Below are 25,323 nucleotides of genomic sequence, written 5' to 3' on the forward strand. Positions count from 1 at the left end.
GACCATGCCCGAGCAGCAAAGATCATCGGGCTCGACTCTGACAACGTTGTCGTACGAGAGGAATGCGATGAAAGCGCTGAAAAAGCGCGTGTTCGGCGTCCTGTTGATCGCCACCACGATGGTCGCGGCTTCCGCCACCTCCGGTGTCGCGAACTCCCGGCCCCAGGAGCCGAAGTTCGCCGCCGATCCCACCACGCTGGTCGACACGTCGATCGGCAACAACGGCGACGGGACCACCTTCCCCGGGGCCTCCGCACCGTTCGGCATGGTGCAGCTGAGCCCCGACACGCAGCTGAACAAGTACGCCTCGTACGACTACGCCCAGGACACCATCCTCGGTTTCAGCCACACGCACCTCTCGGGCGTGGGTTGTCAGACGATGGGCAACTTCCGGTTCATGCCGACCACCGGCGCGGTCACCTCGTCCGACCCGGCGCAGTACGGTGCCAAGTTCAGCCACGACAACGAGACCCGCTCGCCGGGCTACTACGGCGTGAAGCTCGACAACGGCATCGAGGCCGAACTCACCGCGACCGAGCGGACCGGCCAGCACCGCTACACGTTCCCGGCCGGGTCGGACTCGGAGAACGTGCTGATCGAGACCGGCCAGAGCAACGGCAGCACCTACGCCGGTGACATCGAGGTGGTCGGCGACGACACCGTCGAGGGCTGGCTCCAGGGCGGCAACTTCTGCGGCGAGACCGGCAAGGAGCGCTACCGGATCTTCTTCAGCGCCAAGTTCGACCGCAAGTTCTCGACGTTCGGCACCTGGACCGACGACGCCCTCACCCCGGGCGCCCGCGAAGCGACGCGCGGCACCAGGCGCGCCGGAGCCTGGCTCTCCTTCGACCCGTCCAAGGGTGACCAGGTCGGCACGTCGGTGGGCCTCTCCTACACCTCGGTCGACGGTGCCCGCCTCAACCGCGGGGCCGAGCAGCCGAAGTCGTTCGACAAGGCCCGGGCCGGCGTGCACGACGCCTGGAAGGACGAGCTGAACCGGATGCGCGTGGCCGGTGGCACCACCGCCGACCAGCGCACGTACTACAGCGCGCTCTACCACTCGCTGCTGCACCCGTCGATCGGTTCCGACGTCGACAACCGCTACCGCGGCTTCGACGACCAGGTGCACCGCGCGGACTCGACGTACTACCAGATGTTCTCGCTCTGGGACACCTACCGTTCGCAGAACCAGCTGGTGGCCCTGGTGAACCCGGAGAAGGCCACCGACATGGCCAAGTCCGTGCTGCACATCTACCAGGACGGCGGCTGGCTGCCGCGCTGGGGTCTCGGCGGCGGCGAGACCAACGTGATGAGCGGCGACCCCATCACCCCCTGGGTCGTCGACCTCTACAACCGCGGTCTGCTCGACAAGGACACCTCGCGCCGGCTCTTCGACGCGCTCTGGAAGAACGCCAACGAGGTCCCCGCGGACCAGTCGCTCTTCCGCGGCCGCGACGGCAACCCGACCTACGTCCAGAACGGCTGGGTCGCCTACCAGAACCTGCCCGGCTACACGTACGGCGACAGCCGCCAGGCCGGTTCCGCCACGCTGGAGTACGCGCTCGCCGACTGCGCGCTGTCCACCATGGCCAAGGGCCTCGGCTACCGGGACAAGGCCACGGTCCTCGCCTCGCGCTGCGACAACTTCACCACCCTCTGGGACACCGACGTGACCTCGCAGGGGTTCACCGGCTTCCCGGTCACCCGCAACGCGGACGGCACCGTCGCCGGCGACCCCGACCCCACCCAGTCCGGCGCCTTCCACGAGGGCACCGCCTGGCAGTACCAGTGGCTCGCCCAGCAGGACCCGCAGACCCTGTACGGCCTGATGGGCGGCGAGGACAAGGCCGAACAGCGGCTCGACACCTTCTTCGACCTGCCGGCCGTGCTCGCCGACCCGGCGAAGGCAGCCAAGGAGAGCTGGGTGACGGGGGCGTACGACTACCACAACAACTTCGCCTTCAACCCCAACAACGAGCCCGACTTCCACACCCCGTGGATGTACACGTGGACCGACTCGCCGTGGAAGACCTCGTCCGTGCTGCGCGCGATGCGGACCCTCTTCACCGATGACGCGTACGGCATGCCCGGCAACGACGACCTCGGCGCCACCTCGTCGCTGCTCGTCTTCGCCATGGCCGGCATCTTCGAGGCGCAGCCCGGCTCCGCCGATTACATCGTCACCGCGCCGATGTTCGAGAAGGTCGAGATCCGGCCGGAGCACGGCCGCACGATCAGCATCGAAGCCCCCGGCGCGAGCGCGTCGAAGCTCCAGTACGTGTCCTCCGTGACCACCGGCAAGGGCAAGCTGCGCCAGAGCTGGCTCTCCCACGAGGACCTGCTCCACGCCGGCACGATCCGGATCAGCCTCTCCGGCAAGCCCACCACCTGGGGCGTCAACGCCGCCCCGCCCGCCATGGGCACAACGGCCGCCAAGCACTGACGGCCCGGGGTGCGGTTCCTCCCGGGAAGCCCGGGAGGAACCGCACCCCACACCCCGTTACCGGACCGGCCGCGAAGCAGACCCGGCGTCGGCGTGTGCGCGGGCGCGTTCGATGTCCGGGACGTGGCTCTCGGCCCATTCCCGGACGGCGCGCAGAGGTGTCAGCAGTGACCGGCCGAGGTCGGTGAGAGCGTATTCGACATGCGGCGGATGTGCGGGAATCTCCGTGCGGGAGATCAGACCGTCGTACTCCATCGCGCGAAGCGTCTCGGTGAGCGCCTTCGGTGTGATCCCCCGGATGTGCGCTTTGAGCCCGGTGAAGCGCATCGGCCCGTCGTCCAGCGCGTTGACGACGAACACCGTCCAGCGTGCCCCGATCCGGTGCAGAACGGTGCGACTGGGACAGGTCGCGGCCATGACGTTGTAGGCCTTGCCCATGCACGACTCCCGGTAGCGTTGTGTATACCGGTATAGAATCTATACCTTCCGCGTTGTGGCCCATCCCGATTGCACAATCCAGCCCCCGACGGCTCGACACCGCCGTTTCGTCGCGGCGATCGTCATCGACTCGCTCGGCACAGGTGTGTTCATCCCCGTTTCGATGCTGTACTTCCTGGCCACGACGTCGCTGACGCTGGTGCAGGTGGGCGCGGCACTGACGACGGCCGGGCTACTGGCGCTCCCGGCGGGTCCTCTGGCCGGAGGACTGGTCGACCGGTACGGCGCCAAGCCGGTGGTGCAGGCGGCGAACCTGGTCCAGGCGCTCGGCTTCGCCGGCTATCTCTTCGTGGGCCAGACATGGCAGATCGCCCTCTGCGCCTGGTTGAACAGTGCCGGGCGGGCGGTGTTCTCCAGCTGCTACGGCGTGACCGTCACGGCACTGGCCGCGCCCGGCCGGCGCGAGCGGTGGTTCGGCTTTCTGGGGTCGGTACGCAACCTCGGCTACGCACTCGGCGGGCTCCTCTCCGCTGTCGCCGTCGGCATCGGAACCCAGGGTGCCTACGCCACGATCGTGGTCGTCGACGCCCTGTCCTACGTCGCCGCCTTCGTGCTGATGCGAGCCGTGCCGAACGTCCGCCCCGCAGCGGGCCAGGACGCCGCCGGAGGCTGGGGGCACGTGCTCCGGGACCGCCGGTACCTGTCACTGGTCGCGCACCAACTGTGCTTCGCGATCTCCTTGTTCGCCCTCAACGTCGCGATACCGGTCTACGCCGTGGACGTGCTGGGACTGCCCGGCTGGACCGCCGGCGCGGTCTTCACGCTCAACACCCTGATGGTCGGCTTCGGCCAGGGCATCGTCGTCGGCCGGCTCGGCGGGCGGATCCGCAGTCGCGTCCTCGTCGCCGGACACGCCTGCTTCGCGGCGGGCTACCTCCTGTTCCTCGCCGCGGACCACGTGGCCGCGCTCGCCCTGGCGGTCGGCGTCGTACTGCTCGGTGCGGGCAGCTACACCCTCGGTGAAATCCTCGGCGGCCCCATCACCTCGACCGTCGCCGCGGAGAGCGCCCCGGACGCCCTCCGCGGCAGGTACCTGGCCCTCAACCAGCTCGCCGTGACGGTCGCGGGAGCGGTCGCTCCGGCCGCACTCTCCGGCCTGCTGGCCACCGGGGCAGCCTCGATCTGGCTGACCCTGGTGGGCGTCAGCGCCCTCGGGGCCACGCTCGCCGCCACGATCGGCACAGTGGTGCCGGCCGCGCGGAGCCGTATCGGAGGGGTCCAACCGGCTGACTCCCCTGCGTAGTTCGCGTCCGCGGCAGACCTCTCGCCCCATGGGACGACGGGTCCCGCCCCCGCAGAGGCTCCGGCATGCTCGACGGCGACTCACGCCCCGGCCAGCTCCAAGCGGTCCAGCAGCCCGGCCGCCGTGAAGGCGTCGACCAGGTGGGGGCGGCCCTCGGTGAAGTGACCCCAGCTGTCGAAGTGGACCGGGACCACACGGCGGGCCGCGAGGATGGTGGCGGCTTCGGCGGCCTGGGCACTGTCGAGAGTCAGCAGCGCGCCGTCGAACAGAGCGGTACGAGCGGCGCCGGCGAAGAGGACAGCGGTGTCCACGGGGGCGAAGCGGTCGGCGACCCGCCGGACCAGGTCCAGTGAGGCGTTGTCGCCGCTGACATAGACGGTGGGCAGGTCGGGGGCGGTCAGGACGAACCCGATCACCTCGCCGGTGACCGGTTCGCAGCCCTCGGGCCCGTGCTGGGCGGGGGCGGCGGTCACGGTCAGGGTGCCGCCGTCAGGGCGGGGCAGTTCGACGGTGTCCCACGGGGCCAGGCCACGTGCGGTGCCGCCGAGGCGGTCCGCGCCGCCGCGCGTGGTCAGGACCAGCGGGATGCCGGCCAGCAGGGCACGGCCGGAGTGGTCGAGGTTGTCGGGGTGCTCGTCGTGAGAGAGCAGGACCACGTCGACCGGGGCGAGTTCGACGGGGTCGACGGCGGCGGGTGCGGTCTTGGTGAGGACGTGGCCGTTGCCCCGAGGGTACTCACCGGGGGCGTCGAAGGCGGGGTCGGTGAGGAACCGCAGCCCGCCGTACTCGATGAGGGCGGTCGGACCGCCGAAGACGCTGACGGGGGTCGGTTCGGCATGCTTACTGGTCATCATATCCTCACGGATAGAAGAAAGATTTACCGTGAAGTGAAGCTAGTCGAGCCTCACGGAGAAACGCAAGACTTAACATGAGAACCATGAAGGAGACCGCAACCAGCGAGCCCGCCCACTCCGCTCCGCCGCCCGCACCGGGCGCGGAGCGGTACCCCGCGCTCGACTTCGCCAACACCACGCTCGCCCTGCCGGGCGGTCAGTTCCTGGAGCTGCTCGGCTCGCCCGAGGCAGCGACGCGGTGGCTGGTGGAACGTGACCTCGCGCCGACCGGCACCACGCTGTACGAGGTGTGCGCGGCCCGGCTGCGTGCCCTGCGGGACCAGGTGCGCGCACTGCTTGCGTCCCGGATCGACGCGCTCCCCGCGCCGGACGGGGCCCTGCATGCCGTCAACGACGCACTGACCCGCGCTCCCGCGGCCGCGCTCCTGCGCTGGGACCCCGCGCAGGGCCTGCACCGGGTCCAGGCCCATCCCACCGACCGGATCGTCGACCACGCCCTGGCCGTTCTGGCAGCCGACGCCGCCGACCTGCTCACCGGTCCGGACGCGGAACGGCTCGCCGCCTGCGACTCGGCTCCCTGCCGCCGCTACCTGCTGCGCACCCACGCCCGCCGCCACTGGTGCTCGGTGCGCTGCGGGGACCGCGCCCGTGCGGCCCGCGCCTACGCACGCCGCACACAGTCCGGCAGGTGAGGAAGCGCGTACCCGTCGACAACCGACCAGCGCCCGCCCATCAGCACCCCTGCTCAGGTTGCGGAGCGCCGCCGGCAGAGCTCATGAAGCCTCAGCGGGTCCTCCAGCCGCAGATCCTCATGTGCCCTGGCCCCGGGGGAGGGCCCGGCGATGCGCGAGCCGAAGCGGCAGCAGGCCGACGACGCCCCGGCGCTCCCGGCGCTCCGCCCCACCACCACGATCCGCCGAACTGCCCCACTCCCATCCGTACTTCGCGGGAGTTGGACGAAACTATTGCGCGCCTCGCCCCCTCGGTTTAGCGTCTGTGCCACCCAAGCGACCTCTCCCCCCACTCGACGTCACGTCAGAATTGTTAGCGCTAACAATTTCTCTCGCTGGCCTGACCTGCAATAACGCAAGGATCCACTTCCTCCCGCCGCTCGATTTCCTCGTGCGGCGCGGCCACCTCGTCGTACCCGCGCACCCCCGCACCGCCGGACGGCCCAGCCCTGTCCGGCGGCCGACCCCGCACGCTCCCGGCCCGGATCCGCGCCTCGGCAAACCCCCCACCCGTCACACACAGGGCCTGCTGCCGGCCTCCCCGCGCACCGCCCCTCCCCGCACCCCCGCAGAACGCCGCGCCACGGCGCGTCCCCGCATGCCCTCACCTCCGCATGCGTGTCTCCCGAAGCCCACCACCGAATCGAGGACAGCGATGAAAGGAACGAAAGGAATGAAAGGACTCCGCTCCGCACTCCGACGCCGCGCCGCCGCGCTGACGGGGGCCTTGGCCGCCGTGCTCGTCGCGGGGGCCCTGACGGGCACCACTGCCTCCCAGGCCGCGACGTCACAGCCCTGCGACCTGTACGCCGCCGGCGGCACGCCGTGCGTCGCCGCGCACAGCACCACCCGCGCCCTGTACGGCTCCTACAACGGGGCGCTGTACCAGGTGCGCCGCGCCTCGGACAACACCACGCGTGACATCGGGGTCCTCAGCGCCGGCGGGTACGCCAACGCCGCCGCGCAGGACTCGTTCTGCGCCGGGACCAGCTGCGTCATCACGGTCATCTACGACCAGACGGGCCGCAACAACCGCCTCACCCAGGCCCCTCCGGGCGGGTTCAGCGGCCCGGCGTCGGGCGGCTACGACAAGCTCGCGAACGCCACGATGGCGCCGGTCAACCTCAACGGCAACCGCGCCTACGGGGTCTTCGTCTCGCCGGGAACCGGCTACCGCAACAACGCGACGAACGGGATCGCGACCGGCGACAAGCCCGAGGGCATGTACGCGATCCTCGACGGCACGCACTACAACGACGGCTGCTGCTTCGACTACGGCAACGCGGAGACCAACAGCCTCGACAACGGCAACGGCACCATGGAGGCCATCTACTTCGGCAACAGCCGGGGCTGGGGCTCGGGTGCGGGCAATGGTCCCTGGGTGATGGCGGACCTGGAGAACGGGCTGTTCTCCGGCGTGAACACCGGCAACAACGCGGGCGACCCGACGGTGAACCACCGCTTCCTCACCGCGATCGTCAAGGGCGAGCCGAACCACTGGTCCATCCGCGCGGGCAACGCCCAGTCCGGCTCGCTCTCCACCTACTACAACGGGGTCCGGCCGAACGCCTCCGGCTACAACCCGATGAAGAAGGAGGGCGCGATCATCCTCGGCATCGGCGGCGACAACAGCGTCAGCGCCGCCGGCACCTTCTACGAGGGCGTCATGACCTCCGGCTATCCCACCGACGCGACCGAGAACGCCGTCCAGGCCAACATCGTCGCGGCCGGGTACACGCAGGGTTCGAGTGGCGGGACCGCCCTCAACTCCGGCTCGTCCGTCTCGCTCCGGGCGACCACGTCCTGCTGCACCACCAGCTACCTCAGCCACTCCGGCGCGAACGTCAACACCGCGGTGGTCTCCTCCGCCAGCTCCGCGACCGACAAGGCGAACGCCTCCTGGGTCGTGCGGCCGGGCCTGGCCAACAGCTCCTGCCGCTCCTTCGAGTCGAAGAACACGCCGGGCAGCTATCTGCGGCACCAGAACTACCAGCTCTATCTGCACGCCAACGACTCCACCGCGCTGTTCGCCAACGACGCCACCTTCTGCTCGCAGGCCGGCGTGAACGGCCAGGGCAACTCGCTGGTCTCGTACAACTTCGCCGACCGCTACGTCCGCCACTTCTCCAACGTCGGATACGTCGCCTCCAACGGCGGCTCCAACACCTTCGACGCGACGGCGCTCTGGCCCGACGACGTCAGCTGGGCGGTCGTCACCGCCTGGACTCCCTGATCCCGGGAAGTGCGCGGGCGGCCACCCCCGAGGGCGGCCGCCCGCGCTCCTCCGTGTCTCACTCGAAGAACTTGAGGCTCCAGCCGGTGTCCGAGGTCGCTCCGGGAACGTTCGCGCGGCTGTAGGTCGTACCGCCCCACCAGCAGAAGGTCCCGGTGTACCAGTACCGGTTGCCCCACGAGTAGGCCGTCCCCTTCGGCACCGCGTGGAACATCAGCGGGAACCGCGGTCCCGCCGGCGGGCTGGTGTTGATGTCACCGTCCAGCAGTACGAAGCTGTGGTGCCCGGGCCCGTTCACCTGCTGGGTGGGATCCCATCCGGCCATCATCGTCGCGCCGGCGGATCCGAACAGGCACCCGTTCGACTTGTACCAGTCCCATACGTACGTCGGGTCGCCACCGGCCCGCAGCCGCAGTTCGCCCAGGCAGTACTGGTCGCTCCAGCTGCCGTTGGCGGAGTAGACGATGTGCAGCTGACCGTTCGGGTCCTTGATCGCCTCGGGTGCCTCGTTGATGAACGGGTTGCCGACGACCCGCTCCCAGCTCTCCCGGGGCTGCGAGATGACGTAGCGCGCGCCGGTCGGCGTGGTGGGGCCGCTCATCCTGGCGATGTAGAGGTTCTGCTCGACGTTGGTGTCGCCGGCCCAGCCGGACCAGACGAACCAGCGCTGCCCGTTGAAGGTGAACATGGTGCCGTCGATGGCCCATTTGTTGTCGGGCAGCGCGAGTTGGGTCTCGGCGGTGTACCCGCTGTCGGGGGCCGCCGAGCTGATCACGTACATCCGGTGCGCGGCGCCGGTTCCGGCCGTGAAGTAGATGTAGTACCGGCCGCCGTCCCGTACGAGCTCCGGGGCCCAGACCTCACCGAGGCCCCGGGTGTCGGACCAGACCTGCCGTGCGGGTGCGGACGCCAGGGCGGCCGTCGACGACGCCTGGCGCACGGCGACGCCACCGCCGGTCGACTGCACGGAGACATAGGTGGAGTCGACCCGGATCACACTCGGGTCGGCGGCCCGCATGGTCGTCTGGGAAGCCCGGGCGGGCTGTGCCGACGACACGGACATCACGGCCGTGAGCACCCCTGCGAGAACAAGGGCGGCAAGGCCGTACATTCGGCGGATTGGATTCATGGTCCCGTTCCACGGTTCGCCTCCGTTTCGACACCGCCGGGGACCGGCCGGGGAACGCCGGACCGCGCGCGGCATCCGGCCGGGACCGCTTCGGAGGACGCCGCAGGGGCGGTACCGGCCGTCGAACTCCCCCACCACCGAGCTCCCCCACTCACCGGTCCCCGGCTGAGAGCGCTCTCACAGCATCAAGAATGGTTCTGCACATGTCAATAAGTACGACCGGGGGCTCGGCCGCTTGGTCCCACGGGCCATCAGCTGTCGGGTCGTCGGACACCGGTCGCAGGCACGTCGCCCGCCCGTTCAACCACCGGGACCCGGCACCGGCCCCTCTTAGCCCGTTCGCCGTCCGGGGGCAGCCGCCTCGCTCGCCCTTCCTGGGAAGAGGATGACCTGCGCAAACGGACACGCCGAGCCGGAATGCCGGGCCTGACCGGGTGACAGGCGGGGCCGATCTCCGTGTTGCGGGCGTGACGGAGTGTCGGTTGCCTCGGACGCGGAGCACAGCGGAGGAGCCGCGCAGTCCGGCCGGGCCACGCTGTCGATGGAGGAACCTCATGCGCAACACACGCACCGGCGCGGGTATCTGTCTGGCCGTAGGCCTGCTGGCCCTCGCTTCCCCCGCCGCCGTGGCCGCGGACCCCGCCGGTGAGCAGACCATTCGTATCAGCCCGCGGAGCGCCTCCCCCGGTTCGCTGGTCACCGTCTCCACCCGGGCCTGCGGCAAGGAGACCTACGGCAAGGGGACCTCGGAGGCCGCGGGCGCGTTCCACCTCTTCGAGGGCGAGCGCAAGGGGGTGCTCGTCGGCGAGTTCGAGGTGCCGGACGACGCCAGGCCGGGTACCGACACGGTCACCGTGAAGTGCCCCCCGCGCATCCAGATGACGGACACGTACCGGATCGCCGACCGTACGCCCAGCGGCGGGGTGGCCGCCGGATTCAGCGTCCCGGTGAACCACGGCGCGCAGCTCGCCGCGGGTTCCCTGCTGCTCGCCGGAGCGGCGGCCGGGGCCGTGTACAGGATGCGCCGCCGGGCGGCGTCGGCCCGCGGCTGACCGTACGCCGCTCGTCCGCGCGCCCCGTATCCCGCCGTGCTCCGGGGCGCGCGGCCGTACCACCCCACCCGCCGCGAGCAAAGGACACGCGATGGAAACCGGGCGCAGTACCAGTACGTCGCCCCAGTCGTTCCCGGCGTCCAAACACCTGGTCTGGGCCGTGGTGGCGGGTACCGTACTGGTGGTCAGCGGACTGCGGGACGACCGGCCGCCGCAGCCGCCCGACCCGCCGGCCGTGGCCGCACCCCCGCTGCCCTCCGCGGCCCGGTCCGCCGTCCCGTCCTCCGCCCCGCCGCCCGCCGCCGCGCCCCCGGTCTCCGCCCCCGCGGGCCCGGTGTACATGGCCTCGCGGTATCCGGTGCGCCTGCCGCCCTCCCTCGTACGCCGCCCCTCCGCGCCGCCGGTGCTCCTCCCCCGGCCGCCGGTCCGGCCGGCGCCCCTGCGGCCCCCGCCGGCGAGTCCCGCCCCGGCCCGTGCGGCGGGGCCCGCCCCCGCTTCCGGACGTCCGCTGCCCGGCCTCACGCCCCCGGCGGCCCCCGCCGTACCGCCGCTCTCTCCGTCCCCGCCGGTACGCCTGCGGATTCCCGTGCTCAAGGTGGACTCGCCCATGATGAAACTGGGCCTCGACGCGTCAGGCGCTCTGACACCGCCGCCCGACAACAACCCGGTGCTCAGCGGCTGGTACGCCGACGGGACGGTGCCGGGCTCGGTGGGCACCGCCATCACGACCGGGCATGTGGACACCAGGCTCGGGCCCGGCGTCTTCTTCCTGCTGGGGTCCTTGCGCAAGGGCGCCACCGTCGAGATCGTCCGGGCCGACCGGAGCACCGCCGTGTTCACGGTGTACGCCGTGGAGGCCTACAGCAAGAAGGACTTCCCGGACGAGAAGGTCTACGGCCCCTCGGACCGGCCCGAGCTGCGGGTGATCACCTGCGGCGGCGAGTACGACAAGGGGTCCGGCTACCAGGAGAACGTCGTGGTCTTCGCCGCGCTGACCGGTTCGCGCTGACGGCCGCGCAGGAAGAAGACATGGGGCGGCAACGCACTGATCCCCGGCGGCCCGAGGGCCCGCCGGGGATCGTTGTTCGGTGTGTGCGGTGTTCGTGGATCAGGTCCGGTGGAGCAGAGCCGTCATGACCCCGTGCAGCGCCGTCTCCGGGTCCGGCGCCGCGTTCGGTGTGCGCCAGGCGACGAATCCGTCGGGGCGTACCAGTACGGCGCCTTCGGCGGACGTGCCGTGGACGGCTGCCCAGTCGGCACCGTCCTCGGACCGCAGATCCGCCTCCGTGCCGGACCCGACGGTGAAGGCGTCCAGCCGGATGCCCAGTCGCTTCGCCACGTGGCGGGCCGCGCCGCGCCACTCCGGGCTGTTCTCGTCGCAGAGCAGGACGAACGCCTGCTCGTAGAGGTCCAGCGTCGACACCCGCTCACCGTCGCGGCCGAGCCACATGTGCGGGGCGCGGGTGCCGGGCTCGCCCGTCAGACCGACGCCCTCGGGCACGACCGGGAGGTCCGGGTCGGCCCCCAGGACCGCTCCGCGCACGTAGCGGTAGCCGAGGGCGACGGAGAGCATCCCGCCCTGCCGGCCACCACCGGGGCCGCCCTGGCCACCGGGACCGCCCTGCCCGCCGGGGCCACCGGGTCGGCCGGCACCCCCGGGTCCCCCCGGACCGCCCTGGCCCGCGGGCGGCCCGGCGTACCCCGGGTGGCTGTGCTCGCCCGAGCGGGCCGAGGCGCGCGCGCTGGTGGCCCTGGCCACCGGGAGCCGCTCCGCCTCGTACGTGTCCAGGAGTTCCGGGCCCGCCGCTCCGCCGACCACGGCGGCGAGCTTCCACGCCAGGTTGTGGGCGTCCTGGATGCCGGTGTTCGAGCCGAACGCCCCGGTGGGGGACATCTCGTGGGCGGAGTCGCCGGCCAGGAAGACCCGGCCGGAGGCGTACCGTTCGGCGACCCGCTCGGCCGCGTGCCAGGGGGCCTTGCCGGTGATCTCGACGTCGAGTTCCGGGTCCCCGACCGCCCGGCGGATGTGCTCGGCGCACCGTTCGTCGGTGAAGTCCTCCAGCGTTTCGCCCCGGTCGGGCTGCCACGGCGCGTGGAAGACCCACCGCTCCTCGTTGTCGACCGGCAGCAACGCCCCGTCCGCCGCCGGGTCGGTGAGGTAGCAGACGATGAAGCGCCGGTCCCCCACCACGGAGGCGAGGCGGCGGGAGCGGAAGGTGATGCTGACGTTGTGGAAGAGGTCTCCCGGGCCCGTCTGGCCGATGCCCAGCTGCTCGCGGATCGGGCTGCGGGGGCCGTCGGCGGCGACCAGGTAGTCGGCGCGCACCGTGGCGTGCTCCCCGGTCTCCCGGTCCTTCACGACGGCGGTGACCCCGTCCGCGTCCTGCTCGAAGGTGAGCAGTTCGGTGGAGAACCGCAGTTCGCTGCCCTGGTCGCGGGCGTGGTCGACGAGGACGGGTTCCAGGTCGTTCTGGCTGCACAGACACCAGCCGCTCGGGCTGAACCGGGCGAGGCCATTGCCCGGGTCGATCTCCTTGAAGAGCCATTCCTGGTCGTCACCGGTGAGTGAACCGGCCTGCAGGATGCCGTGGTTGTCGGCGAGGACGGAGGCCGCGTCGCGGATCAGCTGCTCGGCGCCGGCGGCGCGGAACACCTCCATCGTGCGGACGTTGTTGCCCCGGCCGCGGGGGTGGGTCGAGGTGCTGCGGTGTTTCTCCACCAAGAGGTGGTCGACGCCGAGCCGGCTCAGGAAGAGAGAGGTGGACAACCCCACCAGGGAGCCGCCCACGATGAGGACCGGCACGCGGTGGTCGACGCTTTCGTTCATTCGATCGCTCCAGCTCGGACGCAGGGGGACGCACTGTCCATGCCCTGGTCGGAGGGGTTGGGCGGGGCTTGTGCCGCCGCCTCACCTGAACGGTTCATAAATCTGGCGCCGCCCGTACCAGCGTTCCACGATCGGTCGCGGGGAGCAGTGCGCGCGCCGCACGGGGCGGCACGCCACCCACCGGCAGGCAGGGACCTGCGCGACTTCACCGAAACCGGCCCACGACGGGCGGGAACGGGACAGGAGAACAGAAGCGATGACAATCCTCTCGGAACGGGTATCCCAGTCCGCCTTCGACGGTTCGAGGCTCCGGGTCATACTGCTCCTTGACCTGCACGACGGCGCCCAGAACCAGTTCCTGGAGGCGTACGAGCACATGCGCAACCAGGTCGCCTCGATCCCGGGACACATCAGCGACCAGCTGTGCCAGTCCATCGAGAACCCCTCCCAGTGGCTCATCACCAGTGAGTGGGAGAGCGCGCCCCCCTTCCTCGCCTGGGTGAACAGCGAGGAGCACGTGGCGACGGTGCAGCCGCTGCACAGCTGCGTGCGCGACACCCGTTCGCTGCGCTTCAGCGTGCTGCGGGAGACCGGGGCCGCGTTCGAGTCCACCCCCGAGCCGCTCCGGGGCCGCCTCCAGGCCGCGCCGCGCCTGGGCGACGGCGTCGTGCGCCACGCGCTCACCTTCACGGTGAAGCCGGGCACCGAGGAGATGGTCGCGAAGATCCTCGCCGACTACGACTCGCCGCAGGCCCGCGTCAACGAGAACACCCGGCTGCGCCGTACCTCGCTCTTCATGCACGGGAACCGCGTCGTGCGGGCCGTCGAGATCGAGGGCGACCTGATGGCGGCCCTGCGTCACGTCTCCCGCCAGCCCGAGGTCAGGGCCGTCGAGGAGGCCATCAACCCGTACCTGGAGCAGGACCGGGACCTGAGCGACCCCGACTCCGCCCGGATGTTCTTCACCCGGGCGGCGCTGCCGACCGTCCACCACGTGACGGCGGGCCGCCACAGTGCCGCGGACGTCCAGCGGCACGCGCTGTTCTACCAGGCCAAGGAGGGCTGCGGGATGGCGCTGGCCCGGCTGCTCGCCGGCCAGGACGAGGAGAACGCGGACGACGTCGCGAGCCCCATCGAGAGCAGCACGATCTTCCAGCGCGACGACGTCGTGGTGCGGCTCGTCGAAGTGATCGGCCCGCTCGACGCGCAGCCCACGCAGGCGCTGGGCATCGGTGGCGACCGCAAGGCGGCCGTGCTCGACCGGCTGCTCGACGGCGGTGTGCAGACAGTGCCGACGAACGACCAGGAGGCCGTGCGCTTCCTCGCCCAGGCCGAGATGAGCCTGATCACCGACCGCCGGTCCGCCGAGTCCTGACGCGTCACCGGCAACGGGGGCCGGCCCCGGCCTGCCGTCACACCTCCCAACGTGCCTGGAGAAAAGCAGCCATGACCATCCACCGGCATCGCATCGTGGATCTCAGCGAGACCCAGCCCAACCGCCGGCGCGGCGGTGACCTGCGCGCCCTGCTCACCCCGACCGCGGTCGGCGCCACCAGCGGCTTCATGGGGCTGGCCCTCGTCGAACCGGGTGACCGGATCGGCGAGCACTACCACCCCTACTCCGAGGAGTTCGTGTACGTCGTGGCGGGACACCTCGAGGTGGACCTGGACGGCGAGACGTATCCCATGCGGCCCGACCAGGGCCTGCTGATCCCGCCGCACGTCCGCCACCGCTTCCGCAACGTGGGGGACGTGGAGGCGCGCATGGTCTTCCACCTGGGGCCGCTCGCCCCACGTCCGGAACTCGGCCACGTGGACACCGAGGTCACCGAGGCCGCCGCCGCCCCGGAGACGGCCGAGCGCGGAGCGCCGCCAGAACGAACGGGGGCGGCCTCATGACCCGCCGCGTGGCCGTCACCGGGGTCGGTGTCGTCGCACCCGGTGGGATCGGCGCCCCGGCGTTCTGGGACCTGCTCGCCAACGGGCGTACGGCGACGCGCGGCATCACCCTGTTCGACCCGTCGCAGTTCCGTTCGCGGATCGCCGCCGAATGCGACTTCGACCCCGTCGCCCACGGCCTGGACGCGGAGCTGATCGCCCGTTCCGACCGGTACGTCCAGTTCGCGCTGGTGGCCGCCAGGGAGGCGCTGGGCGACGCCGGGCTCGACCTGGAGAAGGAGGATCCCTGGCGTATCGGGGTCTCCCTCGGGACGGCGGTCGGCGGCACCACGCGCCTGGAGCACGACTACGTCGCGGTCAGCGAGAGCGGCGCGCGGTGGGACGTCGACCACCGGTCGGCGGGCGCCCACCTGGAACGGGCGTTCGCGCCGAGCACCCTGGCCTCCGCGGTCGCGGAGGAAGTCGGTGCGCACGGGCCCGTACAGACCGTCTCCACCGGCTGCACCTCCGGCCTCGACGCGATCGGCTACGCCTTCCACTCCGTGGAGGAGGGCCGGGTGGACGTCTGCATCGCGGGGGCGTCCGACACCCCGATCACCCCCATCACGGTGGCCTGCTTCGACGCGATCAAGGCGACCTCGGCGAACAACGACGATCCGGAGCACGCCTCCAGGCCGTTCGACGCGCGCCGGGACGGGTTCGTGATGGGCGAGGGCGGTGCCGTCCTCGTCCTGGAGGAGCTGGAACACGCACGGGCCCGCGGGGCGACCGTCTACTGCGAGATCTCGGGGTACGCCACCTTCGGCAACGCGTACCACATGACCGGGCTGACCACCGAGGGGCTGGAGATGGCCGAGGCCATCAACAGCGCCCTGGCGCACGCCCGGATCGACGGATCGCAGGTCGACTACGTCAACGCGCACGGGTCGGGCACCAAGCAGAACGACCGGCACGAGACGGCCGCGGTGAAGCGGGCCCTGGGCTCGCACGCGTACAAGGTGCCGATGAGTTCGATCAAGTCCATGGTCGGCCACTCGCTCGGCGCCATCGGAGCCATCGAGATCGCCGCGTGCGTCCTGGCCCTCAAGCACCAGACGGTGCCGCCGACGGCCAACTACGAGACCGCGGACCCCGAGTGCGATCTCGACTACGTACCGCGTACCGCACGCTCCCTGAAACTGCGCAGCGTGCTCTCGGTCGGCAGCGGATTCGGGGGATTCCAGTCCGCCGTCGCCATGACCCGCTCGGGTGGGAGGACCACATGAGCACTCGGGCAGCCGACGCGCGTCGCACCTCCGTCATCACGGGTATCGGGGTCGTCGCCCCCAACGGGACCGGCGCCAACGCCTTCTGGAAGCAGACCCAGGAAGGCGTCAGCGTCCTCGACCTGGTCTCCCGCGAGGGCTGCGAGAACCTTCCGCTCAAGGTCGCCGGCGAGGTCAGGGACTTCGACCCGGTCGCGTTCATCGAGGAGCGCTTCCTCGTCCAGACCGACCGCTTCACGCATTACGCCATGGCCGCCGCCGATCTCGCCCTGAGCGACGCGCGGCTCGGGCGCGCCGACTACGAGGGCGCGCCGTTCAAGGTGGGCGTGGTCACCGCCGCCGGTTCGGGAGGCGGTGAGTTCGGCCAGCGCGAGCTCCAGCGGCTGTGGGGGCAGGGCTCGCGCTACGTCGGGCCGTACCAGTCCATCGCCTGGTTCTACGCGGCCAGTACCGGTCAGATCTCGATCCGCGGCGGCTTCAAGGGGCCGTGCGCCGTCGTGGCGAGCGACGAGGCCGGCGGCCTGGACGCGCTGATGCACGCGGCGCGTTCCATCCGGCGCGGCACGGACGCCGTGGTGGTCGGTGCGGCCGAGGCTCCGCTCGCGCCGTACTCGGTCGTCTGCCAGCTCGGCTACGACGACCTCAGCCTCAGCGACGAACCCACCCGCGCCTACCGGCCGTTCACCGCGGACGCCTGCGGATTCGTCCCGGCCGAGGGCGGCGGCATGCTGGTCGTCGAGGAGGAGGCGGTGGCCCTCGAACGCGGTGCCAGGGTGCGGGCCGAACTGGCCGGTCACGCCGCCACCTTCACCGGCGCGTCGCGGTGGGAGGAGTCCCGTGCGGGGCTGGCCCGCGCGATCGAAGGGGCGCTGCGGGAGGCCGGCTGCGCGCCGGAGGAGATCGACGTGGTCTTCGCGGACGCGCTCGGTGTGCCCTCGGCGGACCGGGCCGAGGCGCTGGCGATCGCCGACGCGCTCGGCGCGCACGGACGCCGGGTGCCGGTGACGGCGCCCAAGACCGGGATCGGGCGCGCCTACTGCGGTGCGCCGGTGCTGGACACGGCGGCCGCCGTGCTCGCCATGGAACACGGTCTGATCCCGCCGACGCCCAACGTCTTCGACGTGTGCCACGACCTGGACGTGGTCACCGGGCGCGCGCGCCCCGCCGAACTGCGCACGGCGCTCGTGCTGAGCCGTGGCCTGATGGGGTCGAACTCGGCCCTGGTGCTGCGCCGCCCCACCGACACCCCGCTGTGAGAAGGAGTAGTCCCCGATGACCGCATCGCTGACGTACGAAGAACTGTCCGCCCTGATGAAGAGCGGCGCAGGCCTGACCGCCGACCCGTCGGAGATGGCGAGCCGCCCCGACTCCGCCTTCGAGGAGTACGGCCTGGACTCGCTCGGTCTGCTCGGCATCGTGGCCGTGCTGGAGAACCGCTACGGCCACGCGCTGCCGGCCGACGCCGACCAGTGCAAGACGCCCGCCGAGTTCCTCGACCTGGTCAACAACACCCTCGTGACAGGAGCCTGACGTGTCCGGACACACCGAGAACGAGATCATCATCGCCGCTCCGCTGGACCTGGTCTGGGAGACGACGAACGATCTGGAGAACTGGCCGCAGCTGTTCAGCGAGTACGCGGCGGTCGAGGTGATCGAGCGGGAGGGGCAGAAGACGACGTTCCGCCTCACCATGCACCCCGACGACAACGGCAAGATCTGGAGCTGGGTCTCGGAGCGCACCACCGACCGCCCGGGGCGCAACGTTCAGGCCCGGCGGGTCGAGCCCGGCCCGTTCCAGCACATGGACATCCGGTGGGAGTACACGGAGGTCCAGGGCGGTACGCGGATGCTGTGGCGGCAGGACTTCGCGATGCGCCCGGACGCCCCGGTCGACGACGCGTGGATGACGGACAACATCAACCGCAACTCCCGCGTCCAGATGGAGCTCATCCGCGACAAGATCGAGCAGCGTGACCGCGAGCGCCGCTCCGCCTCGGTACCCGCCAGCTAGCCACTCGGCCGGGAGAGTTCGCCGCGATCCGGTGAGCCTTCCCGGCCGCGGTGCTGTCACCGCCTCGGCCGCTCACCTCCCTGAAGCACCTCACACCCCGCCCCGAAAGGCAGCCAGATGCACCACGCTCTGATCGTCGCCCGGATGGCTCCGGGTTCGGCTCCGGACATCGCGAAGCTGTTCGAGGCCTCGGACGGCACGGACCTCCCCCACCTCGTCGGAGTGCACCGCCGCACGCTGTTCCAGTTCGGCGACGTGTACCTGCACCTGATCGAGTCCGACCGCCCGCCGGGCCCGGAGATCGCCAAGGTGACGGAGCACCCGGAGTTCAAGGCCATCAGCGACCGGCTCACCGCGTTCGTGAGCCCGTACGACCCGCAGACCTGGCGCGGTCCGAAGGACGCGATGGCCCAGCCGTTCTACACGTGGCAGCGGTAGGGTTCCGGCGCCGCACGGCGAATCGCCCCGGGTCCGGCACTTCGGTGCCGGACCCGGGGCGATTCGCGCTGGTACCCCCGGCCTACGGCACGGTGCACTCGAAGGCGTGGAGGTAGGCGTTGACCGGGTGGACCTCGCCCACCTGGAGGCCGGCCTCGGCCATGCGCCCGAGCAGGCTCTCCCGGGTGTGCTTCGCTCCCCCGACGTTGAGCAGGAGCAGCAGGTCCATGGCGGTGGTGAACCGCATGGACGGGGTGTCGTCGACGAGGTTCTCGATGATCACCACGCGGGCGCCCGGGCGGGCCGCGGCGACCACGTTGCGCAGGGTCCTGCGGGTGCTCTCGTCGTCCCATTCGAGGATGTTCTTGATGATGTAGAGATCCACCTCGAAGGGGATGTCCTCGCGGCAGTCGCCGGGCACGATCCGGACGCGTCCGGCCAGCGGGCCGCCGTCGCGCAGCCGCTCGTCCGCACGGGCCACGACGCCCGGCAGGTCCATGAGGGTTCCCTGGACCGAGGGGTGCTTCTCCAGCAGGCTGGCGAGCACGTGGCCCTGGCCGCCGCCGATGTCGGCGACCGAGGAGACGCCCGTCAGGTCGAGGAGTTCGGCGACGTCGCGTGCGGACTGCACGCTGGACGTGGTCATCGCACGGTTGAACACGTGGGCGGACTCGCCGGCGTCCTGGTGGAGGTAGTCGAAGAAGCCCTTGCCGAACGTCTCGGGGAAGACGCTGGTACCGGAGCGCACCGCGTCGTCGAGGCGCGGCCAGACGTCCCAGGTCCAGGGCTCCGTGCACCACAGGGAGATGTAGCGCAGGCTGTGCGGGTCGTCCTCGCGCAGCAGTCGGGACGTGTCCGTGTGGACGAACCTGCCGTCCTCCGTCTCGGCGAAGACGCCGTAGCAGGTCAGCGCCCGCAGCAGGCGCTGGAGCGGTACGGGCTCCGCGTCGACCACGAGGGCGAGCTCCGCGGCGGAGGCCGGGGTCTCGCCGAGGGCGTCGGCGACGCCCAGCCGGGCCGCCGCTCGTACGGCCGCGGCGCAGGCCGCTCCGAAGGCGAGCTCGCGCAGACGCATGGAGGGCGGCGTGGCCGGGGCGCCGGCGTGGGTCTGGGGCCCGGCGAGGGTGGCGGTGAGGGTGGCCTTCTCGGGGCTGGTCTCGGGGGTGGGGCTCACGGTGGTCATGCCGTCTCGTTCCTCCTGGTGCGGCGGTGGGTGGTCATTCGGCGCACATCCCGGCCGGCTCGGAGGTGGCGCAGGTGTTGCCGGTGAAGGTGTTGCCGGTGCCCGAGGTGTCACGGTTGGCGAGGTCGGCGGGGCTGTTGCCGCTGACGAGGTTGTCCTGGACGGTGTTGTCGGTGTTGAGCGCGCCCACGAAGCTCTTGAACAGCAGGATGCCGCCGGAGAAGTCGGTGGTGCCGACGTTGTCCTGAATGAGGTTGGAGCGCACGACGGTGCTCTCGCTGCCGGTCAGGACGATGCCGGACCCCTGGATGGCGGAGAGGCGCGGGGTGGCCGCGCAGAGCTTGTTGTTCTTCACGATCCGGTTGCCGCTGATCGTCATCGCGCCGGCCGCGGGCTTGGACTCGTCGCCCACGACGAAGATCCCGCTGCAGTTGCCTGTGACGGTGTTGTCGTCGATCCGGAGGTTGCGGACCCGGCGCACGGTGACGCCGATGCGGTTTCCGCTCACGGAGTTGTCCGCGATGGCCGTCCCGTCCGTGTCGGTCGCCCCGCCCTCCTCGCTGACCGAGTTCGCGACGAAGATGCCCGCGTCGCCGTTGCCGGTGGCGGTGTTGTGCCGGAGGTCGGCGCGGGTCGAGCGCTCCTGGGCGATGCCCCAGGTCCCGTTGTCACGCGCGGTCACCCGGCGGACGGAGAGCCCGTCGGTCCAGGACGCCCAGACGCCGGTCTTCGTGAAGCCGGAGACGGTCAGCGCGCGGATCCTGACGCCGTCGACCGGGTTCGCCTCGGTGCCCACGACGCAGATGCCGTTGCCGCCCGCGGCGCAGGCGTTGACCGCCCTCGGCCCCTTGGCGGCGGCGGGGCCCGCGGCGGTCTTGGCGGGCTTCGTCCCGGCCGCCTCCGTCGTCCCTGTCGTCCCGGCCGTCTCCGCCGCCTGCGGGGCGATGACCGTGCGCTCGCCCGTACCGCGCAGCGTCAGGCCCGGCGTGGTGATCAGCACACTCTCGCGGTAGGTGCCGGGCAGGACGACGACGGTGTCGCCGGGGTGTGCGGCGTCCACCGCCTCCTGGATCGATTCTCCTGGGTGCACCACGTGTTCGTGGTGTCCGGACGCTGCCGTGGGGCCGGCCGAGAACCCCAGAACGGTGGCCGTGACAGCGGTGACGCCCGCCAGGCATTTCATGTGTTTTGTTCTCATGAGCCGAAGCTATGGGCGATCAACCACCGCCGCCACGCAGGGTGAGCGAGTGGATACAACGCGCCCCTGAATGGCTTACGCGGGCGTCCACTCCTCCCGGCCGGGCCGCCCCGCGGCACGCGATCCGCCCCGCGCACGTCTCCCGCCGTGGACGATCAGTGGGCGTCTCCCGTCGTGGACGAGGTGATGATGTCTCCGTGCGCGAAGTCCCCCGGCGGAATCCCCGGGTGGTGGCTCTCGGGGCGCGGACGGGGGGCGGAGCTCCCGAGGGACAGCCGGGAGACGATGCGGTAGCGGTCGCCCCGGTAGAGGGAGTGGACGTACTCGACGGGCCGGCCCGCCGTGTCGGTGGTGAGGCGCTCGATCAGCAGGGCGGGCGAGAGGACGGGGATGTCCAGGACCGCCGCCTCGGCCTCGTTGATGACGGTCGGCTCGATCGACTGGACCGCCTGGTCGACGTGGACGTGGTGGTGCTCGCGCAGATGGTCGTAGAGGTCCCCCGCCTCCAGTTCCTGCGGGGTGAGGGAGGGGACGAGCTCCGCCGGGATGTGCAGGTGCTCGATCGCCATCGGTGAGCCGTCGACCAGACGCAGCCGGGCGATGTAGACCACCTCGGCCGCGGGCGAGACCCGCAGCTTGCGGCCGATGCGCGCGCCCGCACGGATCGTGTCGAGCCGCAGGAGCCTGCTGGACCAGGTGCCGGCCGCCTGCGGCACCACGAAGGCCGCGTCGTCCGGGGCCAGCTCCTGGGTGATCTTGGCCGGGGCCACGAACATCCCTCGTCCGTGTTCGCGTACGAGCTGCCCGGTGGCGACGAGTTCGTCCACCGCCGCGCGCAGGGTGGGCCGGGAGACGCCGAGTTCGGCGCTGAGCGTGCGCTCCGAGGGGATCGCGTCGCCGGGCCGGCGCACCTCGATCAGGCCGAGGAGGTGCTCGCGGACCCGCTCGCGTTTGAGTACGCCGCCCGAGCCCGAGGAGCTGTTCTGCATGGATCCGGCCTCTCCGCCTCTTCATCGGCAACTGGTTCGGTGGTAAACGATGGTTGGGGCTCCCGGAAGTGTACAACGCACTCAACTGGCCTTATTAAATCGAGGGTTGACGCCATCACTGGTCTATGCCACCTTCTACCCACGCCGTTGTCCAGTTGACCAATTGGTCAACTCCTTTTCGAGGTGAATCCAGTGAAGATCCGCTTCATCCCGGCCGCGGTGGCCCTGGCGGCCATCTGTGCGCTCACCGCGTGCGACAACTCCTCATCCGGGTCCGGCCAGTCGGACGGGCCCACCGATCTCACCGTGTGGATCATGAAGGACAGCGTCTCCGACGCCTATCTCCAGCGGTTCGAGAAGGACTTCGAGGCCCAGCACGGCAAGATCCGGCTGGACATCCAGATACAGGAGTGGGACGGGATCGGCGAGAAGATCACCGCCGCACTCGCCAGCAAGGACGCCCCGGACGTGATCGAGGTGGGAAACACCCAGGTCGCGCAGTACGCGCAGAGCGGCGGGGTGCTCGATCTCAGCGACAAGGTGACGGAGTTGCGGGGGGCGGACTGGCTGCCCGGCCTCGCGGAGCCGGGGAAGGTCGACGGGAAGCAGTACGGCGTGCCCTGGTACGCGGCGAACCGCGTGGTGATCTACAACAAGGACCTCTTCGCGAAGGCAGGCATCACCGCGCCGCCCACGACCCGGGAGGAGTGGCTGGAGATCACCGGGAAGCTCGACAAGGGCGGGACACAGGGCATCTACCTCCCCGGGCAGAACTGGTACACCCTGGCCGGCTTCGTCTGGGAGGAGGGCGGCGAACTCGCCGTGAAGGACGGCGGCACGTGGCGGGGCGCGCTCGACAGCCCCGAGGCGCTGCGGGGCATGGAGTTCTACCGCCGGCTCCAGGCCCTGGGCCAGGGCCCCAAGGACTCCGACGAGGCCAAACCGCCCCAGGCGGACGTCTTCGCCAAGGGCGACGTCGCCCAGATCATCGCCGTACCCGGCGGCGCCAGGATAGTGGAGCAGGCCAACCCCGCCCTCGCGGGCAAGCTCGGCTTCTTCCCGATCCCCGGCAAGGAGGCGGGCAAACCGGGAGCGACCTTCACCGGCGGCTCCGACCTCATCGTCCCGGTCGCCTCGGCCCATCAGGAAGCGGCTTACGAGGTGGTCGCGGCGCTCGCCGGCGAGAAGGAGGAGACCGAGCTGGCCCGGACCATGAGCTACGTCCCCAACCGGACCTCGCTCGCCGGTGTGCTGGGGGGCGACGAGGGCAACGCGGCGATGGCCGCCGCCGCGGCGCAGGGGCGCGCCACGCCCAACTCCCCCGAGTGGGCCGCCGTCGAGGCGACCAACCCGATCAAGGAGTACATGACGGCCGTGCTCACCGGGTCCGACCCGGCGAAGGCGGCGAAGGCCGCGTCCGACGCCATCAGCAAGACCCTCAACCCGTGAGCCCGGCGACGCCCGAGGGAGGCCGCGCGTGACCCGGACCGCGGACCGGCCCGGCCCGGCGGCGGCCGGAACGGCCGCCCCGGCCGCCGCCCCGGAGGCCGCTCCCCCGGCCCGGGGGCCGGGCAGACCCCGCCGTACCGTGCCGGGCACCCTCTGGCCGTATCTGCTGATCGCCCCCACCGTGATCGGGTTCGCCTTCCTGCTGGCCTACCCCCTCGCCCGTAACCTGCTGATCTCCTTCCAGCACTACGGCATGGCGGAACTGATCCGCGGAAAAGCGGACTTCGCGGGTCCGGAGAACTACTCCGCGATCCTGCGGGACGGCGAGTTCTGGCAGGTGGTCCGGCGCACCCTCTGGTGGACCGCGGTCAACGTCACGCTCATCATGGTGATCGGCACCGGCGTCGCGCTGATGCTGCAACGGCTCGGCAAGCGGATGCGGACCCTGGTCCTCGTGGGGCTGGTGCTCGCCTGGGCCAGTCCGGTGATCGCCACCACCACGGTCTTCCAGTGGCTCTTCGCCTCCCGGCTCGGGGTGGTCAACTGGCTTCTGGTCCGGCTGGGGTTCGACTCCTTCGAGAACTACTCCTGGTTCGCGCACGGCCCGGCCGCCTTTACCGTGCTGGTGCTGCTGGTGGTGTGGCAGTCGGTGCCGTTCGTCGCCGTCACCCTGCACTCCGCGCTGACCACGGTCCCGGCCGAGCTCTTCGAGTCCGCCCGGATCGACGGGGCCGGCGGCTGGCGGATCTTCCGCTCCGTCACACTGCCGATCCTGCGGCCGATCTTCGGGCTGGTACTGAGCCTCGAAGTCATCTGGGTCTTCCGGTGCTTCGCCCAGATCTGGGCCGTCACCAAGGGCGGGCCCGGCGGAGCGACCACCACCCTGCCCGTCTACTCCTACCAGGTCGCCCAGTCGCTGCACCGCTACGACCTCGGGGCGGCGGCGGCCACCCTCACGGTGCTCGTCCTGGTCGGCGCGCTGATCCTCTACTTCCGCCAGATGTTCCGACAGGAGGCCGAGCTGTGAGCGCCCGACCCGCCCGCGTGGCCCTGCGCGGACTGCCCCTGAACGCCGGGGCGCTGACCGTCTTCGCGCTCAGTGTCTTCCCCGTCTACTGGATGATCCTCACCGCCTTCAAGCCGACCCCGGACATCCAGGCGGAGACTCCGGTGTTCCTGCCCACCTCGCTGACGCTGGAGCACTTCTCCGACGCGGTGTCGGCCGACGGATTCTGGTCGTTCTGGCGCAACAGCCTCCTCGTCACGGGCGGCTGTGTGCTGCTGGCTCTCGTCGTCGCCCTCGGTGCGGCGTTCGCCGTGGCCCGGATGCGATGGAAGGGCCGGCGGGGGTTCGTCCTCATGGTGTTCGTCGCACAGGTCGCGCCGTGGGAGGCGCTGCTGATCCCGATGTACGTCATCGCCCGGGACACCGACATGCTCGACAGGCTCGCGACCCTGACCCTCGTCTACTTCATGATCACGCTGCCGTTCACCATCGTGACCCTGAGGAGCTTCCTGTCCGCCATCCCCGCCGAACTGGAGGAGGCGGCCCAGGTCGACGGCTGTACCCGCGCCGCCGCCTTCCGCCGGGTCACCTTCCCGCTGCTGGCACCGGGGCTGCTCGCCACCTCCCTGTTCGGTTTCATCACCGCCTGGAACGAGTTCGCCTTCGCCAACATGCTGATCATCAAGAACCAGGACGACCGGACGCTGCCCGTCTGGCTCTCCTCGTTCTCGAACGTCTTCGGCACCGACTGGGGCGCCACCATGGCCGCCTCCACCCTCTTCGCGCTGCCCGTCCTCGTACTCTTCCTCGTTCTCCAGCGACGGGTCGCCACCGGTATGACCGGTGGCGCGGTCAAGGGATAGGAGAAACCGTGT

At 70.9% G+C, this 25,323-nt stretch carries 23 protein-coding genes; 16 read left to right on the forward strand and 7 right to left on the reverse strand.

The features are described from left to right. The first annotated feature begins 67 nt into the window (after positions 1–67). Positions 68–2,443, forward strand: a complete 2,376-nt coding sequence (locus ACWCSV_RS04185) for a GH92 family glycosyl hydrolase (RefSeq protein ID WP_451138296.1) — start codon at positions 68–70, stop codon at positions 2,441–2,443. 57 nt (positions 2,444–2,500) lie between these two features. Here ACWCSV_RS04185 and ACWCSV_RS04190 read toward each other — a convergent pair whose 3' ends face one another. Then, a complete protein-coding gene (locus ACWCSV_RS04190) occupies positions 2,501–2,881 on the reverse strand; it encodes a winged helix-turn-helix transcriptional regulator (RefSeq protein WP_451138297.1) in 381 nt (126 codons plus the stop codon). A gap of 55 nt (positions 2,882–2,936) precedes the next feature. On the opposite strand from ACWCSV_RS04190, the gene ACWCSV_RS04195 reads away from it, so the two are divergent. After that, the gene (locus tag ACWCSV_RS04195) at positions 2,937–4,184 is read left to right on the forward strand and encodes an MFS transporter (protein WP_451138298.1); all 1,248 of its coding nucleotides are present in this window, start codon (positions 2,937–2,939) and stop codon (positions 4,182–4,184) included. An 80-nt stretch (positions 4,185–4,264) separates the two neighbouring features. On the opposite strand, the gene ACWCSV_RS04200 is transcribed toward ACWCSV_RS04195, so the two are convergent. Next, positions 4,265–5,035 carry an MBL fold metallo-hydrolase gene (locus ACWCSV_RS04200; RefSeq protein WP_451138300.1) on the reverse strand — a complete coding sequence of 257 codons (771 nt, stop codon included), beginning with the start codon at positions 5,033–5,035 and terminating at the stop codon, positions 4,265–4,267. An 86-nt stretch (positions 5,036–5,121) separates the two neighbouring features. Between ACWCSV_RS04200 and ACWCSV_RS04205 the strand changes: the two genes are divergently transcribed. After that, on the forward strand, positions 5,122–5,730 hold the full coding sequence (locus ACWCSV_RS04205) for an ABATE domain-containing protein (protein ID WP_451138302.1): 609 nt from the start codon (positions 5,122–5,124) through the stop codon (positions 5,728–5,730). 712 nt (positions 5,731–6,442) lie between these two features. Continuing rightward, complete coding sequence (locus tag ACWCSV_RS04210; protein ID WP_451138304.1) at positions 6,443–8,002, forward strand: alpha-L-arabinofuranosidase B; 1,560 nt, start codon at positions 6,443–6,445, stop codon at positions 8,000–8,002. 58 nt (positions 8,003–8,060) lie between these two features. Here ACWCSV_RS04210 and ACWCSV_RS04215 read toward each other — a convergent pair whose 3' ends face one another. After that, the gene (locus tag ACWCSV_RS04215; RefSeq protein WP_451138306.1) at positions 8,061–9,113 is read right to left on the reverse strand and encodes a glycoside hydrolase family 43 protein; all 1,053 of its coding nucleotides are present in this window, start codon (positions 9,111–9,113) and stop codon (positions 8,061–8,063) included. A 572-nt stretch (positions 9,114–9,685) separates the two neighbouring features. On the opposite strand from ACWCSV_RS04215, the gene ACWCSV_RS04220 reads away from it, so the two are divergent. Both ACWCSV_RS04220 and ACWCSV_RS04225 read left to right on the forward strand, forming a co-directional pair. Further along, the gene (locus tag ACWCSV_RS04220; RefSeq protein ID WP_451138308.1) at positions 9,686–10,183 is read left to right on the forward strand and encodes a sortase; all 498 of its coding nucleotides are present in this window, start codon (positions 9,686–9,688) and stop codon (positions 10,181–10,183) included. A 91-nt stretch (positions 10,184–10,274) separates the two neighbouring features. Further along, the gene (locus ACWCSV_RS04225) at positions 10,275–11,192 is read left to right on the forward strand and encodes a class F sortase (protein ID WP_451138310.1); all 918 of its coding nucleotides are present in this window, start codon (positions 10,275–10,277) and stop codon (positions 11,190–11,192) included. Between the two features lie 99 nt (positions 11,193–11,291). Here ACWCSV_RS04225 and ACWCSV_RS04230 read toward each other — a convergent pair whose 3' ends face one another. Then, the gene (locus ACWCSV_RS04230; RefSeq protein ID WP_451138312.1) at positions 11,292–13,010 is read right to left on the reverse strand and encodes an FAD-dependent oxidoreductase; all 1,719 of its coding nucleotides are present in this window, start codon (positions 13,008–13,010) and stop codon (positions 11,292–11,294) included. 256 nt (positions 13,011–13,266) lie between these two features. On the opposite strand from ACWCSV_RS04230, the gene ACWCSV_RS04235 reads away from it, so the two are divergent. From ACWCSV_RS04235 to ACWCSV_RS04265, 7 genes are all read left to right on the forward strand, one after another. Next, complete coding sequence (locus ACWCSV_RS04235) at positions 13,267–14,385, forward strand: TcmI family type II polyketide cyclase (protein ID WP_451138314.1); 1,119 nt, start codon at positions 13,267–13,269, stop codon at positions 14,383–14,385. Between the two features lie 71 nt (positions 14,386–14,456). Beyond that, complete coding sequence (locus tag ACWCSV_RS04240; protein ID WP_451138316.1) at positions 14,457–14,909, forward strand: cupin domain-containing protein; 453 nt, start codon at positions 14,457–14,459, stop codon at positions 14,907–14,909. Next, entirely contained in the window at positions 14,906–16,174 is a 1,269-nt protein-coding gene (locus ACWCSV_RS04245) for a beta-ketoacyl-[acyl-carrier-protein] synthase family protein (protein WP_451138318.1), read from the forward strand. Before ACWCSV_RS04240 ends, ACWCSV_RS04245 begins: the two co-directional genes overlap by 4 nt. Beyond that, positions 16,171–17,430 carry a ketosynthase chain-length factor gene (locus ACWCSV_RS04250; protein WP_451138320.1) on the forward strand — a complete coding sequence of 420 codons (1,260 nt, stop codon included), beginning with the start codon at positions 16,171–16,173 and terminating at the stop codon, positions 17,428–17,430. Before ACWCSV_RS04245 ends, ACWCSV_RS04250 begins: the two co-directional genes overlap by 4 nt. A 16-nt stretch (positions 17,431–17,446) precedes the next feature. Beyond that, the gene (locus ACWCSV_RS04255) at positions 17,447–17,704 is read left to right on the forward strand and encodes an acyl carrier protein (protein WP_327174252.1); all 258 of its coding nucleotides are present in this window, start codon (positions 17,447–17,449) and stop codon (positions 17,702–17,704) included. Position 17,705: 1 nt separating this feature from the next. Continuing rightward, entirely contained in the window at positions 17,706–18,185 is a 480-nt protein-coding gene (locus ACWCSV_RS04260) for an SRPBCC family protein (RefSeq protein WP_451138322.1), read from the forward strand. 117 nt (positions 18,186–18,302) lie between these two features. Beyond that, complete coding sequence (locus tag ACWCSV_RS04265; protein ID WP_451138324.1) at positions 18,303–18,623, forward strand: TcmI family type II polyketide cyclase; 321 nt, start codon at positions 18,303–18,305, stop codon at positions 18,621–18,623. Between the two features lie 82 nt (positions 18,624–18,705). On the opposite strand, the gene ACWCSV_RS04270 is transcribed toward ACWCSV_RS04265, so the two are convergent. From ACWCSV_RS04270 to ACWCSV_RS04280, 3 genes are all read right to left on the reverse strand, one after another. After that, positions 18,706–19,806, reverse strand: a complete 1,101-nt coding sequence (locus ACWCSV_RS04270) for a methyltransferase (RefSeq protein WP_451138326.1) — start codon at positions 19,804–19,806, stop codon at positions 18,706–18,708. A 34-nt stretch (positions 19,807–19,840) separates the two neighbouring features. After that, positions 19,841–21,004: a right-handed parallel beta-helix repeat-containing protein gene (locus tag ACWCSV_RS04275; protein WP_451138328.1), complete on the reverse strand. Its 1,164-nt coding sequence runs from the start codon at positions 21,002–21,004 to the stop codon at positions 19,841–19,843. Positions 21,005–21,159: 155 nt separating this feature from the next. Continuing rightward, positions 21,160–21,993 (reverse strand): GntR family transcriptional regulator, encoded by an 834-nt coding sequence (locus ACWCSV_RS04280; protein ID WP_451138330.1) that lies wholly within the window; start codon positions 21,991–21,993, stop codon positions 21,160–21,162. 192 nt (positions 21,994–22,185) lie between these two features. Here ACWCSV_RS04280 and ACWCSV_RS04285 point away from each other — a divergent pair, with 192 nt between their 5' ends. From ACWCSV_RS04285 to ACWCSV_RS04295, 3 genes are all read left to right on the forward strand, one after another. Beyond that, positions 22,186–23,442 carry an extracellular solute-binding protein gene (locus tag ACWCSV_RS04285; protein ID WP_451138332.1) on the forward strand — a complete coding sequence of 419 codons (1,257 nt, stop codon included), beginning with the start codon at positions 22,186–22,188 and terminating at the stop codon, positions 23,440–23,442. 139 nt (positions 23,443–23,581) lie between these two features. Then, a complete protein-coding gene (locus ACWCSV_RS04290; RefSeq protein ID WP_451138649.1) occupies positions 23,582–24,469 on the forward strand; it encodes a carbohydrate ABC transporter permease in 888 nt (295 codons plus the stop codon). Beyond that, a complete protein-coding gene (locus ACWCSV_RS04295) occupies positions 24,466–25,311 on the forward strand; it encodes a carbohydrate ABC transporter permease (protein ID WP_451138334.1) in 846 nt (281 codons plus the stop codon). Before ACWCSV_RS04290 ends, ACWCSV_RS04295 begins: the two co-directional genes overlap by 4 nt. Positions 25,312–25,323 lie beyond the last annotated feature (12 nt).

Source organism: Streptomyces sp. NPDC001770, assembly GCF_053596135.1.